The 13,711-nt window shown below is 67.1% G+C and carries 14 protein-coding genes; 5 read left to right on the top strand and 9 right to left on the bottom strand.

The window, feature by feature from the left end:
- Positions 1-79: 79 nt before the first annotated feature.
- The 5 genes from rodA to QZ853_RS09060 all read right to left on the bottom strand — a co-directional run bounded on the left by rodA (position 80) and on the right by QZ853_RS09060 (position 6,009).
- Positions 80-1,192, bottom strand: a complete 1,113-nt coding sequence (gene rodA / locus QZ853_RS09080; RefSeq protein WP_295572159.1) for a rod shape-determining protein RodA — start codon at positions 1,190-1,192, stop codon at positions 80-82.
- Positions 1,189-3,264, bottom strand: a complete 2,076-nt coding sequence (gene mrdA / locus QZ853_RS09075; protein ID WP_295572157.1) for a penicillin-binding protein 2 — start codon at positions 3,262-3,264, stop codon at positions 1,189-1,191. Before mrdA ends, rodA begins: the two co-directional genes overlap by 4 nt.
- Before the next feature lie 3 nt (positions 3,265-3,267).
- Positions 3,268-3,753, bottom strand: a complete 486-nt coding sequence (gene mreD / locus QZ853_RS09070; protein ID WP_021204559.1) for a rod shape-determining protein MreD — start codon at positions 3,751-3,753, stop codon at positions 3,268-3,270.
- Complete coding sequence (mreC, locus tag QZ853_RS09065) at positions 3,750-4,841, bottom strand: rod shape-determining protein MreC (RefSeq protein WP_295572153.1); 1,092 nt, start codon at positions 4,839-4,841, stop codon at positions 3,750-3,752. The genes mreD and mreC overlap by 4 nt, the downstream gene beginning before the upstream one ends.
- A gap of 121 nt (positions 4,842-4,962) precedes the next feature.
- Positions 4,963-6,009, bottom strand: coding sequence for a rod shape-determining protein (locus QZ853_RS09060; RefSeq protein ID WP_005419402.1), 1,047 nt, complete (start codon positions 6,007-6,009; stop codon positions 4,963-4,965).
- A gap of 283 nt (positions 6,010-6,292) precedes the next feature.
- On the opposite strand from QZ853_RS09060, the gene QZ853_RS09055 reads away from it, so the two are divergent.
- Positions 6,293-7,231: a carbohydrate kinase family protein gene (locus tag QZ853_RS09055; RefSeq protein WP_295572152.1), complete on the top strand. Its 939-nt coding sequence runs from the start codon at positions 6,293-6,295 to the stop codon at positions 7,229-7,231.
- Positions 7,232-7,452: 221 nt separating this feature from the next.
- On the opposite strand, the gene QZ853_RS09050 is transcribed toward QZ853_RS09055, so the two are convergent.
- The 4 genes from QZ853_RS09050 to ubiE all read right to left on the bottom strand — a co-directional run bounded on the left by QZ853_RS09050 (position 7,453) and on the right by ubiE (position 11,814).
- A complete protein-coding gene (locus QZ853_RS09050) occupies positions 7,453-8,085 on the bottom strand; it encodes an HAD family hydrolase (RefSeq protein ID WP_295572150.1) in 633 nt (210 codons plus the stop codon).
- A complete protein-coding gene (locus QZ853_RS09045) occupies positions 8,073-8,804 on the bottom strand; it encodes a hypothetical protein (RefSeq protein ID WP_295572147.1) in 732 nt (243 codons plus the stop codon). The genes QZ853_RS09050 and QZ853_RS09045 overlap by 13 nt, the downstream gene beginning before the upstream one ends.
- 127 nt (positions 8,805-8,931) lie before the next feature.
- Positions 8,932-10,860: a M1 family metallopeptidase gene (locus QZ853_RS09040; RefSeq protein ID WP_295572145.1), complete on the bottom strand. Its 1,929-nt coding sequence runs from the start codon at positions 10,858-10,860 to the stop codon at positions 8,932-8,934.
- A 192-nt stretch (positions 10,861-11,052) separates the two neighbouring features.
- On the bottom strand, positions 11,053-11,814 hold the full coding sequence (gene ubiE / locus QZ853_RS09035) for a bifunctional demethylmenaquinone methyltransferase/2-methoxy-6-polyprenyl-1,4-benzoquinol methylase UbiE (protein WP_008267586.1): 762 nt from the start codon (positions 11,812-11,814) through the stop codon (positions 11,053-11,055).
- A gap of 81 nt (positions 11,815-11,895) precedes the next feature.
- Here ubiE and QZ853_RS09030 point away from each other — a divergent pair, with 81 nt between their 5' ends.
- The 4 genes from QZ853_RS09030 (at position 11,896) to QZ853_RS09015 (ending at position 13,707) form a co-directional block, all read left to right on the top strand.
- A complete protein-coding gene (locus QZ853_RS09030; protein ID WP_049399252.1) occupies positions 11,896-12,348 on the top strand; it encodes a nucleoside deaminase in 453 nt (150 codons plus the stop codon).
- 197 nt (positions 12,349-12,545) lie between these two features.
- Positions 12,546-12,806, top strand: a complete 261-nt coding sequence (locus QZ853_RS09025) for a hypothetical protein (protein WP_295572140.1) — start codon at positions 12,546-12,548, stop codon at positions 12,804-12,806.
- A 75-nt stretch (positions 12,807-12,881) separates the two neighbouring features.
- Entirely contained in the window at positions 12,882-13,217 is a 336-nt protein-coding gene (locus QZ853_RS09020; RefSeq protein ID WP_005411085.1) for a hypothetical protein, read from the top strand.
- 67 nt (positions 13,218-13,284) lie between these two features.
- A complete protein-coding gene (locus QZ853_RS09015; protein ID WP_295572138.1) occupies positions 13,285-13,707 on the top strand; it encodes a low affinity iron permease family protein in 423 nt (140 codons plus the stop codon).
- Positions 13,708-13,711: the final 4 nt, after the last annotated feature.

Here is a 13,711-nt window from a genome sequence, read left to right as displayed (position 1 = left end):
CATGCCGACTGCCTCTCACGCAGCAGAAGCGGCCGGCATGACTCGGCTCTACAAAGCGCAGGAGCAGGAGGCACGGCGGCTAGCCGTAGCCGCCGTGCACGGGGTTGTGGCTGCGTACCGCCATCACCAGGCCGAAGCCGGCCAGCAGCGATACGGCGGAAGTGCCGCCGTAGCTGATCAGCGGCATCGGCACGCCCACCACCGGCAGCAGGCCGGAAATCATGCCTCCGTTGACCAGCACGTAAACGAAGAACGCCAGGCCGGTGGCACCGGCCAGCAGGCGCGAGTACGAGTCGCGCGACTGGCTGGCGATCCACAGGCAACGCCCGATGACCACCAGGTACAGCGCCAGCACGGTGGCCACGCCGATCCAGCCGAATTCCTCGCTCAGCACCGAGAACGCGAAGTCGGTGGTCTGCTCGGGTATGAAGTTGAGGTGCGACTGCGAGCCTTCGCCCCAGCCCTTGCCATCGAAGCCGCCGGAACCGATCGCGATCTTCGACTGGATGATGTTCCAGCCCGCACCCAGCGCGTCCATCTCCGGGTCCAGGAACATCATGATGCGATCCTTCTGGTACGGCCGCAGCAACCAGAACCAGGCCACCGGCGCGACCGCGGCCACGCCGCCCACGCCGAGGCCGACCCACCACCACGGCAGGCCGGCCAGCAACAGCACGAACACGCCGCTGGCAGCGATCAGCACACCGGTGCCGAAGTCGGGCTGCAGCATCACCAGCCCGGTCGGCACGCCGATGATGACCAGCGCGGTCAGCACGGTGCTGAAGCGCGGCGGCAGCGGCATCTTGTGCAGGTACCAGGCCACCATCATCGGCAGGCTGACCTTCAGCAGTTCGGCCGGCTGCAGGTAGAAGAACTTCAGGTCCAGCCATTGCCGCCCATATTTGCCGGTGCCGAGCACGAACACCGCCAGCAGCGGGATCATCGAGATCGCATAGATCATCGGCGTGGCCGAGCGGATGCGCAGGATGGGCGCGCGCGAGATGCCCCACAGAGCGGCCATGCCCACTGCGAAACGCGCGCCCTGGGCCATCACCAGGCCGTCGCCACCGGCACTCTTCAGCGTCGCCAGGCCGATCACCATCAGCGCGCCCAGAGCCAGGCACAGCACCCAGTCCAGCGTGCTGAAGAAGCGGCGCAGCATGTCGCCGGCCCAGCGCAGGAACACCTTCATCGTGCGGGCTCCATGGCGGCCGGGCGCGGCGTGGCCGGCAACGCGGCGGCGGTCGGTGTACCCGGCGTCGGCGCGGGCGCCGGTTCGGGTGCGGGCACGCCAACCAGCACCGGGTGTTCGGCCAGCTGCGCGGCGGCCAGATCACCGGCGTGGCGCGCGCCGGCGTCTTCGTTGTCGAACGCGGTAGCGCCGATGGCGGTGGTGCCACGCTCGCTGTCCAACGGCTGCATGCCTTCGGGCATCTTGCCCAGCAGGTAGGCATCGAACACCTTGCGCGCGATCGGCGCGGCAGCCGAACCACCGTAACCGCCACCCTCCACCGCCACCGCGATGGCGATCACCGGGTTCTCGGCCGGTGCAAAGCCGACGAACAGTGCGCGGTGGCGCAGGTGCATCGGCAGGCTCTTCGGATTCACTGCGGCAGTGCCCTTGCGGCTGATGACCTGCGCGGTACCGGTCTTGCCGGCCATCACGTACGGCGCACCGACCGCCACGCGCCAGCCGCTGCCACCGGGCCGCATGGTCGCCATCATGCCCTCGCGCACGGCCTGCACGTTGTTGGGATTGGGGCTGACCGGCTTGCTTTCGCCGGGCGGCGTCGCGGTCCAGTCGCTGTCGAAACCGTCGCGCTGCTGGATTACCAGGTGCGGGGTGCGCAGCTGGCCATCGGCCAGGCCGCTGACGCCGCGTGCCAACTGCAGCGGGGTGACCTTCCAGTCACCCTGGCCGATGCTGATGTTGACCGTGTCGCCGGGGTACCAGGCTTCCTTGCGGCTCTTCCGCTTGTAGGCCGGCGACGGCAGGATGCCGCCGATCTCGCCGGTCAGGTCGATGCCGGTCGGCTGGCCGAAGCCGTAGTACTCCATGTAATGGTCGAAGCGCTCGATGCCCAGGTCCAGCGCCAGCCGGTAATAGTAGGTGTTGACCGATTCAGCGATGGACTTGCGCAGGTCGGTCCAGCCGTGGCCGCCACGATGCGCGTCACCCCAGCCGCGGCTGGTGCCGGGCAGGTAGAACATGCCGGTGGACAATATCCTGTCTTCCGGACGGCGCACGCCCGAGTCCAGGCCGGCCAGGCCGATCAGCGGTTTCAACGTAGAACCCGGGGCGACGCCGCCGAGCACCAGTCGGTTGAACTGCGGCCGCGACGGGTTTTCGTTCAACGCCTTGAAGTCGGCATGGGAGATGCCGTTGACGAACAGATTGGGGTCGTAGGATGGCAGGCTGACCATCGCCAGCACCTCGCCGGTACGGGGGTCCATCGCCACCGCCGAGCCTTCCTGGTCGCCGAAGGCGGCCACCATGGCGCGCTGCAGATCGGCGTCGATCGACAGCCGCAGATCGGCACCGGACTGTGCGGCAACACGGCCGATGGTGCGGATCGCGCGGCCCTGCACGTTGGTCTCGACCTGCTCGTAGCCGACCTTGCCACGCAGCTGCTGCTCGTAATAGCGCTCCAGGCCGGACTTGCCGATGTGGGTCAGCGCGGCGTTGCCTTCACCGAGAATCTCCAGGTCCTTGTCATCGACACGGCCGACGTAGCCGATGATGTGCGCGAACAGGTCGCCGTAAGGGTAGCGGCGGGTCAGGTAAGGCTCCAGCTCGACGCCGGGGAAGCGCCAGCGGTCGACCGCGAAACGCGCCATCTCCTCGTCGTTCATGCGCAGCTTCAGCGTGACCGGCAGGAACTTGCGGCGCGCCTTGCGCGACTTGTTGAACGCTTCCAGTTCTTCCGGGCTGATGCTGATGATCTTCGCCAGCCCTTCCAGGGTGGCATCCATGTCCTTGACCTTGTCCGGGGTCACGTCCAGGCGGAACGCCGGCACGTTCTCGGCCAGCAGGCGGCCGTTGCGGTCGTAGATCATGCCGCGCCCCGGCACCACCGGCCGTGGCTTGATGCGGTTGGCCTCCGAGCGCGTGGCGTAGACGTCGTGGTCCAGCACCTGCAGCTTGAAGTACCACCCGCCCAGGCCGAGCAGGCAGACCAGCACGCCGAGGAAACCCAGCGCCGCGCGGCGGCGGAACTGTTCGGCTTCGGCGTGCGGGTTCTTGACCTGGCGGCGCGGGATCATGGCTCAGCGCCCGCGCTTGCCGAAGCGCACCGCGTCCAGCAGCACGAACACCAGCGGCCACAGGCCCATGCCCAGCAGCGGCGCCCACCAGTACGACCACGGCAGCGTCGGCTCGCCCACCAGGATGTGGACCAACGCGCTGACAATGCGATCGTTGAACAGCAGGCCGCCGATGGCGAGCATCTGCTGCGACATCGGGAAGAAGCGGATGCGGGCACGGAAGCGCTGCAGGATGAAGGCCAGCATCACCAGCCGCAGCGCCTGTTCGCCGAGCACCCCGCCGTACAGCAGGTCGGCAATGACGCCGCTGGCGAAGGCGATGCCCAGACCGACACGCTCGGGCGCTTCGATCACCCAGTAGGCCAGCACCAGCGCCAGCCAGTACGGGCGCAGCGGCTGCAGCAGCGCCGGCAGCGGCAGCAGGCCAAGCAGCAGTGCCACCACCAGGCTGGCCGGCAGCACCCATGGGTTGTCGCGCAGGCGGCTCATCGCTGGGCCTCCGGAACGACCGGGGTCGGCTCGACCGGTTGCGGTGCGTGTGGCACCGCCGACGATTCCAGGGCCGGTAACGGGGCTGCCGGTGCCGTCTGTCGCTGGGCAGGCGCCCCGGTCGGTGGTGCGGGTGCGGGGGTCGATGCCTCCGGTGCGGTGGTGGCCTGTGCCGGTACCGCGGCGGCGCTGGCGGGGCCACCCGGCGCGGACGCTTCCAGCTGCAGCCGCAGCTCCGCCGGAATCCGGATCGCGGCTCCGGGCCGCAGCAGCAGCACGTCGCGGCCGCGGTCGAGCTGGGCCGCCGGCTTCAGTTCGCCGACCAGGAAGGCGTGGGTATCGTCCGGACGCAGGCCGGTGATGGTGCCGACCGGGAAGCCGGCCGGGAAGCGACCGCCGAGGCCCGAGGTGACGATCTCATCGCCCACTTCCACGCCTGCGCTGAGCGGAATGTCGCGCAGCTCCAGCTTGTCGCCGCGGCCGTAGACGATCAGGCGCACGCCATTGCGGGCCACGGTGACGGGCACGGCGTGGTCGGGGTCGGTCAGCAGCAGCACGGTGGAGGTGCCGCCGGTGACGCTGATCACCTGGCCCATCAGGCCGCCGGCATCGATCACCGCCTGGCCGACATGCACGCCTTCGCGGCTGCCGGCGTCGAGCACCAGGCGTTGCTTCACCGGGTCCAGGTCGATGTCCAGGATCGGCGCCAGCTGCACGTCCAGGCCACTGCGCTCGGCCACGTTCAGCAGTTCGCGCAACTGGGCGTTGTCCAGCGCGGCGGTCTGCAGGCGGGTCAGGCGCGCATTGGCCAGCAGCAGCTGATTGCGCAGTTCGCGGTTCTCGGTGACCAGCTGGCCGTGGCTGGCAGCGGAATCCCTGACCTGGTTGCCGAGCTTGCCGGGCAGGCCGGCCAGCGCCCACACCGGCTGCACCAGGCTGTTGGCCTGCTCGCGCAGGCGCGCCAGCCAGCCGGCCTGGTCATCGAGAACGATCAGGGTGATGGCCAGCGCGAGGTAGGCCAGCAACCGCAGGGGGCTGGCGGCATCACCGGATCGGGAGGCGACGGGAGGACCGGCGTAGGGCGGCACGGCAACGATTCAACTGGCAGAAGGCGAAGGGGAAACACGCAGACGCCCCGCCGGTGTCGGCCCGCCATGACGGCGGGCCGCACCCCGGAAGGGCGCGGCGGGCAGGAACGGCCGGGACGGCTTATTCCGGCGCAAAGAACTCGTTGCCGTGCATGTCCACCAGCTCCAGCGCACGACCGCCACCGCGGGCCACGCAGGTCAGCGGATCGTCGGCCACCTGCACGTGCAGGCCGGTTTCCTCGGAGATCAGGCGGTCCAGGTCGCGCAGCAGGGCGCCACCACCGGTCAGCACGATGCCGCGCTCGGCGACGTCGGCGCACAGTTCCGGCGGGGTCTGCTCCAGCGCCAGCTTGACCGCGCTGACGATGCCCGATAGCGGTTCGTGCAAGGCTTCAAGCACCTCGTTGGAGCTGATCTTGATCATCTTCGGCACGCCCTCGGCGAGGTTGCGGCCGGAGATCTCCATCTCGATCACTTCCGCCTGCGGGTAGGCGCAGCCCAGCTCGACCTTGATGCGCTCGGCGGTGGCTTCACCGATCAGCATGCCGTGGTTGCGGCGCACGTAGTTGGTGATCGACTCGTCGAAGCGGTCGCCACCGATGCGCACCGAGGCCGAATAGACGATGCCGTTGAGCGAGATCACCGCCACTTCGGTGGTGCCGCCGCCAATGTCGATGACCATCGAGCCACGGGCCTCGGTGACCGGCATGCCGGCGCCGATTGCAGCCGCCATCGGCTCTTCGATCAGGAACACGTCGCGGGCACCGGCTTCCTCGGCCGATTCCTTGATCGCGCGACGCTCGACCTGGGTCGAACCGGCCGGCACGCAGACCAGCACGCGCGGGCTCGGGCGCAGCACGCGCGACTTGTGCACCTTCTTGATGAAGTGCTTGAGCATCGCCTCGGTGTAGGTGAAGTCGGCGATGACGCCGTCCTTCATCGGGCGGATGGTGGTGATGTGGCCCGGGGTACGGCCGAGCATCTGCTTGGCTTCGGCGCCTACGGCTGCCACCGAGCGGGTGCCACCGATGGCACGGTCCTGGCGCACGGCCACGACCGACGGCTCGTTCAGCACGATCCCCTGCCCGCGCACGTAGATGAGGGTGTTGGCCGTGCCCAGGTCGATGGACAGGTCGTTGGAGAACATGCCGCGGAGTTTCTTGAACATCTGAGGAAGGAGTCCTGAGGGGTGTCGCGCCCAACGCGGGATGGCGAAAAAATGGGCAGAAATCGAGGCCGACAAGCCTAGCAACCCGCCTGCCGCCGAGCAAGGAAAAAACTAGCTGAACCCGCGTCTTCACAGGCTTTCGGCCTGATCGGGCATTACCCGGTTCTGGCCCTGAGCGGCACCAGCGGGTAACCTTTGCGCCGTCGGGCGCCCAAGGGCGCCGTTTGCTTGCCCGCCGAGCCGGGCCGGCCCACCCCAAAATTCACCGCATAGGCTTACATCGATGTCCGCTCTGATCTGTGGTTCTCTTGCCTTCGACACCATCATGGTGTTCCCGGACCAGTTCAAGAATCACATCCTGCCGGACAAGGTGCACATCCTGAACGTGTCCTTCCTGGTCCCTCGCATGCGCCGCGAGTTCGGCGGCTGCGCCGGCAACATCGCCTACAACCTGCACCTGCTGGGCGGCCAGCCGATCCCGATGGGCACCGTGGGCTCGGACTTCGGCCCGTACCGCGAGTACTTCGAAGGCCTGGGCATCGACCTGTCGCGCGTGCGTGTGATCGATGAGCTGTTCACCCCGCAGGCGTTCATCACCACCGACCACGACAACAACCAGATCACCGCATTCCATCCGGGCGCGATGATGCGTTCCTACGAGAACCACGTGCGTGGCGTGCCGGGCGTGACCCTGGGCCTGGTCGGCCCGGACGGCCGCGAAGGCATGATCCAGAACGCGCTGGAATTCCACGAAGACGGCATCCCGTTCATCTTCGACCCGGGCCAGGCCATGCCGCTGTTCAACGGCCCGGAGCTGCGCGCGTTCATCGAGCAGGCCGACTACGTGGTGGTCAACGACTACGAATCAAATCTGCTGCAGGAGCGCACCGGCTGGGACGAGCAGGAGATCGTCAGCCGGGTCAAGGCCTACATCACCACCCGTGGCCCGAAGGGCGCGGTCATCCACACTCCGGAAAAGAGCTACGACATCCCGCCGGCGCACGAGCGCCGCGTGGTCGACCCGACCGGTTGTGGCGACGCCTTCCGCGCCGGCCTGATCTACGGCATCCAGAAGGGCTACGACTGGCTGACCATCGGCCGCATGGGCAACCTGATGGGCGCACTGAAGGTCGAGCACCCGGGCACCCAGAACCAGCGCTTCACCTTTGATGAGTTCAACGAGCAGTTCAAGCAGCAGTTCGGTTACGCGCTGAGCGCGTAAGCCGAACTGCCCGCGCCTTCCACCTTATCCCCGCGCCTTCGGCGCGCCCCCTTGAACAACAAGGGGGCTTTCCACCCGATGCGCTGCTGGCAATGCTGTTGGTAGGTGTCGACTTTGGCCGACACGCTGTTGGATTTCTGTAGAGCCGAGCCCTGCTCGGCGTGCGCGCGCCAGCGCGATCTGACAGCAGAGCAGCCGAGCGTGAGCTCGGCTCTACACGGTCATGCGGCCTGCCACGCCGCCAGCAAGGCGCGGCAATCAGCGAAATGCCAGTCGGCGCGACCCGGCCACGGGTTCTCTGGCAGGTTGACCAGCACGGTATGCGTGCCGGCCGCACGGCCGCACTCCAGGTCGTAGGCGTGGTCTCCCACCATCACCGCCCCTGCCGCCGCGATGCCCCAACGCCGCAGGTGCTGCTGCAGACCATCCGGCGAGGGCTTGGGCACCGCTTCATCGCGGCCGATGATGTCGGCATCGTCGAACAGTTCCCCAACCCCGATCGCGTGCAGCGTCAGCTTCGCCAGCGCATGATCGTTGCGGGTCAGGATGCCCACCCGGCAACCGTCGGCTGCCAGCGTACGCAGCAGCTTCACTGCGCCCGGGGCCGGCAACGCGTCCTCGGCCAGCGCGCGTTCGTGATCCAGCAGCCACGCGCGCTTGGCCTGCGCCGCTGCCTCCGGCAACGCCGCGATATGGTCGAGGATGTCTTCCTCGGCAGCGATCTGCAGCGCATGGCGGATCGCGGCGAAATCATGCACGGCCATGGTCAGCGTGCCATCCATGTCGAACACCCAGTGCCGGATCGTGGACAACGCGTGCACTGCATTGCCCGCCGCAGCCGTCACTGCCACCACTGCGGCATGCGGCTGGCGTCGACGCCCCCGGTCTCGAACACGGCCGTGCGCGTGCCGCCCGCCTTGACCGGAAACTCGATGCTGATCGACTTGCCCTTGCGCGCCAGCTTCCACAGCGCCTTCTGGTCGGTGATGAACATCGCGATGGCTTCATCGGTCTTCGGGCGCCAGGCCGCCATCGACACCGGCTTGCCGTCGTCCACGGTCACCTTCACCGTGCATTGCGGGCAGCGGAAATCACCGGCCTGCAGCACCAGGTAAGCGTGCCGCTTCCACTCCGGGTGATCGCGGAACACCAGCTGCACCGGCTTGGCGCCGCTGCCGTCCACATCTACCCGTTCCTTGCTGTAGATCGACGCCGAGACCTGGCTGCCCTTGCTGCCGACCGGAATCTGGTTGTACTGCCACAGCCCCTGCATGCGGCGCAGGTCGCGCGCGGCATCGCCCTTGGCCTTTACTTCATCGAAACCGGCGGCGATGCGCTCGGCGGCGGCGGTGTCCTTGTACTGGTCCAGCAGTGAGGCGCCATGCAGGCGCGCGCGCTCCCAGTCCTGCGCGGCAACGGCCATGTCGTACTGCTTGGCGACGTCCTCGGCCTTGGCCTCCTTCTGCGCCTGCACGGCCGCCGCAGCGGCTTCCTGCGCCTTGCGCTCTTCCTCGGGATTGCTGCAGGCGGCCAGGGCCAGGGTGCAAGCGGTGAGCAGCATCAGTCGTTTCATGGCGGAGGTCCTTTGCGGGTGCATCCCGATTCTATCGGCAGCGAAAAGCGGATACACCAACGGCGGGTTTCCCCGCCGTTGGTGGTGAAGCAATGACCGGTTGCCGGCCAGCGGCCGGCACCACCGCTTACTTGGCTTCAGCCTTGGCCAGCATGTCCTGCACCGAGGCCGTGGTGATCGGGTGGTAGCCCGGCTTGGCCTTTTCGAAGGCCTGCTTGGCCAGCTCCAGACCCTTCGGCGTCTTCACCAGTTCGGCGTAGATCGGCATGATCAGCTTGCGACGGCCGACGCGCTCGATGAACGCAGCCGCGCCTTCATTGGCCTGCTCGTAGCCGCTGCGGATCGCCAGCGGGTACCAGCGCATGGCGATCTCGCCATTCGGGGTGCCGGTGAAGTGGAAGGCCTTGTCCAGCGTGGCCAGCTTGTCCAGCGGCTGGGTGGCGCCCAGCCCGTCGATGAAGCGCACCCATTCCTGCGTGCTCCAGTCGGCGATGACCTGGCTGCTGGGCACGGTGCCGGCGCTGGCAAACGCGATGCGCGCGGTATCGACGCTGCTGAAGTTGCGCGACTGCGCCTTGGTGGCGAAGGCCGGAATGCCCGGCTCGTCCAGCCACGCCTTCAGCTCGGCCTCGGTCACTGCCGACGGATTCTTCGGCAGCAGGTTCTTCTTCATGTAGTCGACGAACTGGTCGGTGTTCGCGCTCTGGAAGGCATGGTCATCGAACCAGCCACGCAGGAACGGATCGAAGGTCTCGCGGCCGAAGCGCTGTTCCAGGAACTCCAGGAACCACGAACCCTTGACGTAGGCGACCTGGCTGAGGGCTTCGTCGGGGTCACGCTCGTTCAGCGGCGGCAGCGCCAGCGCCTGGTCGGCCGGGCTCATGTCCTTCACTTCGGCCAGCAGGTCGGTCTGGTCGATCTGCTTTTCCATCTCGGCCATCTCCTTGCCGTACAGGGCTTCGGTGATGCGGCCCTGGACGTAGGTGGTGAAGCCTTCATTGAGCCAGATGTCCTTCCAGCTGGCGTTGGTCACCAGGTTGCCCGACCAGCTGTGCGCCAGTTCGTGGGCGACCAGCGAGACCAGAGACTTGTCGCCGACGATCACGGTCGGGGTGGCGAAGGTCAGGCGCGGGTTTTCCATGCCGCCGAACGGGAACGACGGCGGCAGCACCAGCATGTCGTAGCGGCCCCAGCGGTATTCGCCGTACAGCTTCTCGGCGGCACCGATCATCTTTTCGGTGTCTTCGAATTCCTTGGCGGCCTTGTTGACCATGGTCGGCTCGGCCCAGACGCCGGAGCGGCCGGAGATCGGCTCGAACACCAGGTCGCCGGCGGCGATGGCCAGCAGGTACGACGGAATCGGCTGCGGCATCTTGAAGGTGTAGTCACCGTCACGCGCGGCCTTCGGATCGTTGTCGGCGCTCATCAGCACCATCACGTCCGGGCGCGAGACCACGTGCGCGCTGTAGGTGAAACGCACGCTCGGGGTGTCCTGCAGCGGCACCCAGGAACGGGCGTGGATGGCCTGCGACTGGCTGAACATGAAGGGCAGCTTCTTGCCCTCGGTCATCGACGGTGCCAGCCACTGCAGGCCCGAGGCGGTCGGCGCGGTGTGGTAGGTCACTTCCACCTTGGACGGCTGTTCCGGAGCCTCGATGGTCAGCTTGCTGCCGAACACCTTGTCAGCGGCGGCCAGCTCGAACTTCAGCGGGCTGCGCGCGCCATCGGCGGCAACGGCCTCGACCTTGGACACGGTCAGCTCGCGGGTGTCGAGCACCAGCTGCTTGGCGTCCTTCTGCTTCCATTCCAAGGTATAGGTGGCGGTGCCGCCGATCTGCTTCTGGTCGAAGTCCAGCTTCAGATCCAGCGCGATGTCCTTGATGGCGACCTTGTCCGGCTCGGCGTACGAGCTTTCGTCGTGGCTGCGGTTCTCGGCGTTCACGGGGGCGGCGGGGGCCTTTTCGGCAGTCGGTGCGGCGGCGGGCGCGGCCGCCTCCTGGGAGCAGCCGGCGGCCAGGGCCACGGCCAGCGGAAGGAGCATCAGCGGATTACGCATGAATCGGGACCGTTACGGGGATCAAACCCCAATGGTAACTCCCTCCGGCCCCGCAGGCGTTGCGCGGTGCGGGGTAATGGCGGGCAAGGCCGATGCTGCGCCGCGGGCACATGCCAACCTTGGTTGGCACGGATGTGTCAGCGCCCGCAGCGGGCGAGTACCAACCAAGGTTGGCACCCACCGGAGCAGGGCTTACAGCTTGTAGCCGGAGTGGATCGAAACGATGCCACCGGTCAGGTTCTTGTAATGGCAGCGCTCGAAGCCGGCCTGCCCCATCATCGCCTTCAGTTCTTCCTGCGGCGGGTGCTTGCGGATGCTCTCGGCCAGGTACTGGTAGCTGTCCGAGTCATTGGCAAACAGCTTGCCCAGCTTGGGCAGGATCCTGAACGAGTGGAAATCGTAGATCGGCTTGAACCAGTCTGCGGTGACCTCGGAGAACTCCAGCACGCGGGCCTGGCCGCCCACCTTCAGCACGCGGTACATCTCGCGCAGGCCGGCGTCCTTGTCGGTCACGTTGCGCAGGCCGAAGGCGATGGTGACCAGGTCGAAGCTGTTGTCCGGGAACGGGAGCGCTTCAGCATTGCACTGCACGTAGTCCAGGCCGAGCACCAGGCCGCGGTTGGTCAGGCGGTCACGGCCGACCGACAGCATGCCGGCGTTGATGTCGCCCAGCACCACCGAGCCCTCGGCGCCGACGCGCTCCTTCAGCAGCGCGGCGATGTCGCCGGTACCGCCCGCCAGGTCGAGCACGCGATCGCCCGGCTTCACCTGCGCAGTGGCCACGTAGTAGCGCTTCCACGCCCGGTGCACGCCCAGGCTCATCAGGTCGTTCATCAGGTCGTAGTTGCGCGCGACCGAGGTGAACACCTGGCCGACCAGCTTCTGCTTGTCCTTGGCGGCGACGTCGCGGAACCCGAAATGGGTGGTACCGGCTTTGTAGGGGGATTCGCTCATGGCCCTGATTATCGCACCGCCGGGGGCCAGCGGCACCCCCTGCCCGTATCATGGCGGGCCACGACTTACCGGAGCCCCCGCATGATCACCACGCCCGACTACCAGGCCCTGCTGCAGACCGCCATCGCCGAAGCCCGCCAGGGGCTGGCCGAAGGCGGCGTGCCGATCGGCGCGGCGCTGTACCACAACGATGGCCGCCTGCTCGGCTGCGGCCACAACCGCCGCGTACAGGAAGGCGACCCGTCCGTGCACGGCGAAACCGATGCCTTCCGCAAGGCCGGCCGCCAGCGCCGCTACCAGGACACCATCATGGTCACCACCCTGGCCCCGTGCTGGTATTGCTCGGGCCTGGTGCGCCAGTTCAACATCGGCACCGTGGTGGTGGGCGAATCGCGCACCTTCCAGGGCGGCATCGACTGGCTGCGCGAGAACGGCGTCAACGTGATCGACCTCGACAACCAGGAATGCGTCGATCTGCTCGGCGGCTTCATTGCGCAGCATCCGGAGATCTGGAACGAAGACATCGGTGAATAAGCAACGTGCAGTGCCTATTGAACCTGCTTAATGAATGCTTCAGTGCCGGCACCCCGTTGTGCCGGCAGCGTTTGCGGCCATTGCCGTGAACCCGTGCACAGTCAGCTGCGCAACGTGCACACGCTGCGATAACACCCCACCTGGCGGTCGCGCCTAGGGTGGGGTTACCGGGACTCCTTTCCCCGGCGGAGCCAGCCATGTGCGCGCACGCCGTACGCCCTATGCCCGACCCGATCCTCGACGCCATCCGCAAGCGCCTGCAGCAGCACTACGCGCTTCACCGGCGTGGCGCGCTGTTCTGGACTGCCTACCAGGGCCTGCAGCTGGAACTGGTACGCGGCCAACCGTTCGACCATGAGCGCCTGTGCAATGCGATGGCCGACATGGCCGAAGACCTCGGCGCGGTCGAGCATGCGCAACTGATAGGCAATCGCAACGCCAGCTGCACATCGCGCTGACGCGGCTTCCACTGCCTCATCGGCCACACTCGGATTAACCCCCACTCTCTTTCCACTCAACCGAACTGGATTGTCATGCACGCTGAAGTTCCCACCATTCCTCCGGTCATCAACGTAGACGCCGAGCTTGACCACTGGCGCCGCCAACATGCCGAAGGCGCACTGCCGCACAACTCGTTCGGCTCGTACGTGCCGTGGATCAAGTTCGCCTGTGATTCGTTGATCACCCAGCCGCGCGCCAGCGAAGCCGAACGTGACGAGATGTTCCAGACCCAGTACGCCCTGCAGATCATGCCGCGGCTGAGCGAAGCGCAGGCCCGCGAGTTCGTCGACCGTTGCTGGCAGCACGTCTACCAGAGCAGTCCGGTGCGCAGCCTGCAGGCCCCGCGGTTGCAGCGCATGCGCGCCTGATCGCCGCTGCACGGCGCCTGCACGGGCCACTGCCGATCATCCTCGTCACCTGAGTGGGGCGACGACGATGAAAGTACGAAACCTGTTCAATACGATCGCCAAGAAGGCCGCGGCCGCCACCGGCTCGCCGTGGACCTTCCTGGCTGCAGTCGCGATCGTGGTGATCTGGGGTATCACTGGCCCGGTGTTCGGTTTCAACGACACTTGGCAGCTGGTGATCAACACTGGCACGACCATCATCACCTTCCTGATGGTGTTCCTGATCCAGCACACGCAGGACGCAGATACGGCCGCGATGCAGATCAAGCTGGACGAGCTGATCCGGGCGACGGCCGAAGCCAACAACGAACTGTTGGATCTGGAAGAGCTGGACGAGGAGCGGCTGGAAGAGATCCGCGCCGAGTACGAGCGCATGGCGCGCGAAGCCGGCGATGCGCTGCTGCGCGTGCGCGCCTGCCGCGCCGCGCCGCGCGATGATGAAGCGGTCTGACGGT

The sequence above is a fragment of the uncultured Stenotrophomonas sp. genome, assembly GCF_913778665.1.
In the GTDB taxonomy this organism is placed as follows: Bacteria; Pseudomonadota; Gammaproteobacteria; order Xanthomonadales; family Xanthomonadaceae; genus Stenotrophomonas.
This window is presented reverse-complemented; position numbering and strand designations above follow the sequence as displayed.

Bases quoted from the DNA above. Each gene is read 5' to 3' on its own strand.
- rodA (WP_295572159.1), bottom strand. From the start codon at position 1,192: ATGAAGGTGTTCCTGCGCTGGGCCGGCGACATGCTGCGCCGCTTCTTC.
- mrdA (WP_295572157.1), bottom strand. From the start codon at position 3,264: ATGATCCCGCGCCGCCAGGTCAAGAACCCGCACGCCGAAGCCGAACAG.
- mreD (WP_021204559.1), bottom strand. From the start codon at position 3,753: ATGAGCCGCCTGCGCGACAACCCATGGGTGCTGCCGGCCAGCCTGGTG.
- QZ853_RS09060 (WP_005419402.1), bottom strand. From the start codon at position 6,009: ATGTTCAAGAAACTCCGCGGCATGTTCTCCAACGACCTGTCCATCGAC.
- QZ853_RS09055 (WP_295572152.1), top strand. From the start codon at position 6,293: ATGTCCGCTCTGATCTGTGGTTCTCTTGCCTTCGACACCATCATGGTG.
- QZ853_RS09045 (WP_295572147.1), bottom strand. From the start codon at position 8,804: ATGAAACGACTGATGCTGCTCACCGCTTGCACCCTGGCCCTGGCCGCC.
- QZ853_RS09040 (WP_295572145.1), bottom strand. From the start codon at position 10,860: ATGCGTAATCCGCTGATGCTCCTTCCGCTGGCCGTGGCCCTGGCCGCC.
- ubiE (WP_008267586.1), bottom strand. From the start codon at position 11,814: ATGAGCGAATCCCCCTACAAAGCCGGTACCACCCATTTCGGGTTCCGC.
- QZ853_RS09030 (WP_049399252.1), top strand. From the start codon at position 11,896: ATGATCACCACGCCCGACTACCAGGCCCTGCTGCAGACCGCCATCGCC.
- QZ853_RS09025 (WP_295572140.1), top strand. From the start codon at position 12,546: ATGTGCGCGCACGCCGTACGCCCTATGCCCGACCCGATCCTCGACGCC.
- QZ853_RS09020 (WP_005411085.1), top strand. From the start codon at position 12,882: ATGCACGCTGAAGTTCCCACCATTCCTCCGGTCATCAACGTAGACGCC.
- QZ853_RS09015 (WP_295572138.1), top strand. From the start codon at position 13,285: ATGAAAGTACGAAACCTGTTCAATACGATCGCCAAGAAGGCCGCGGCC.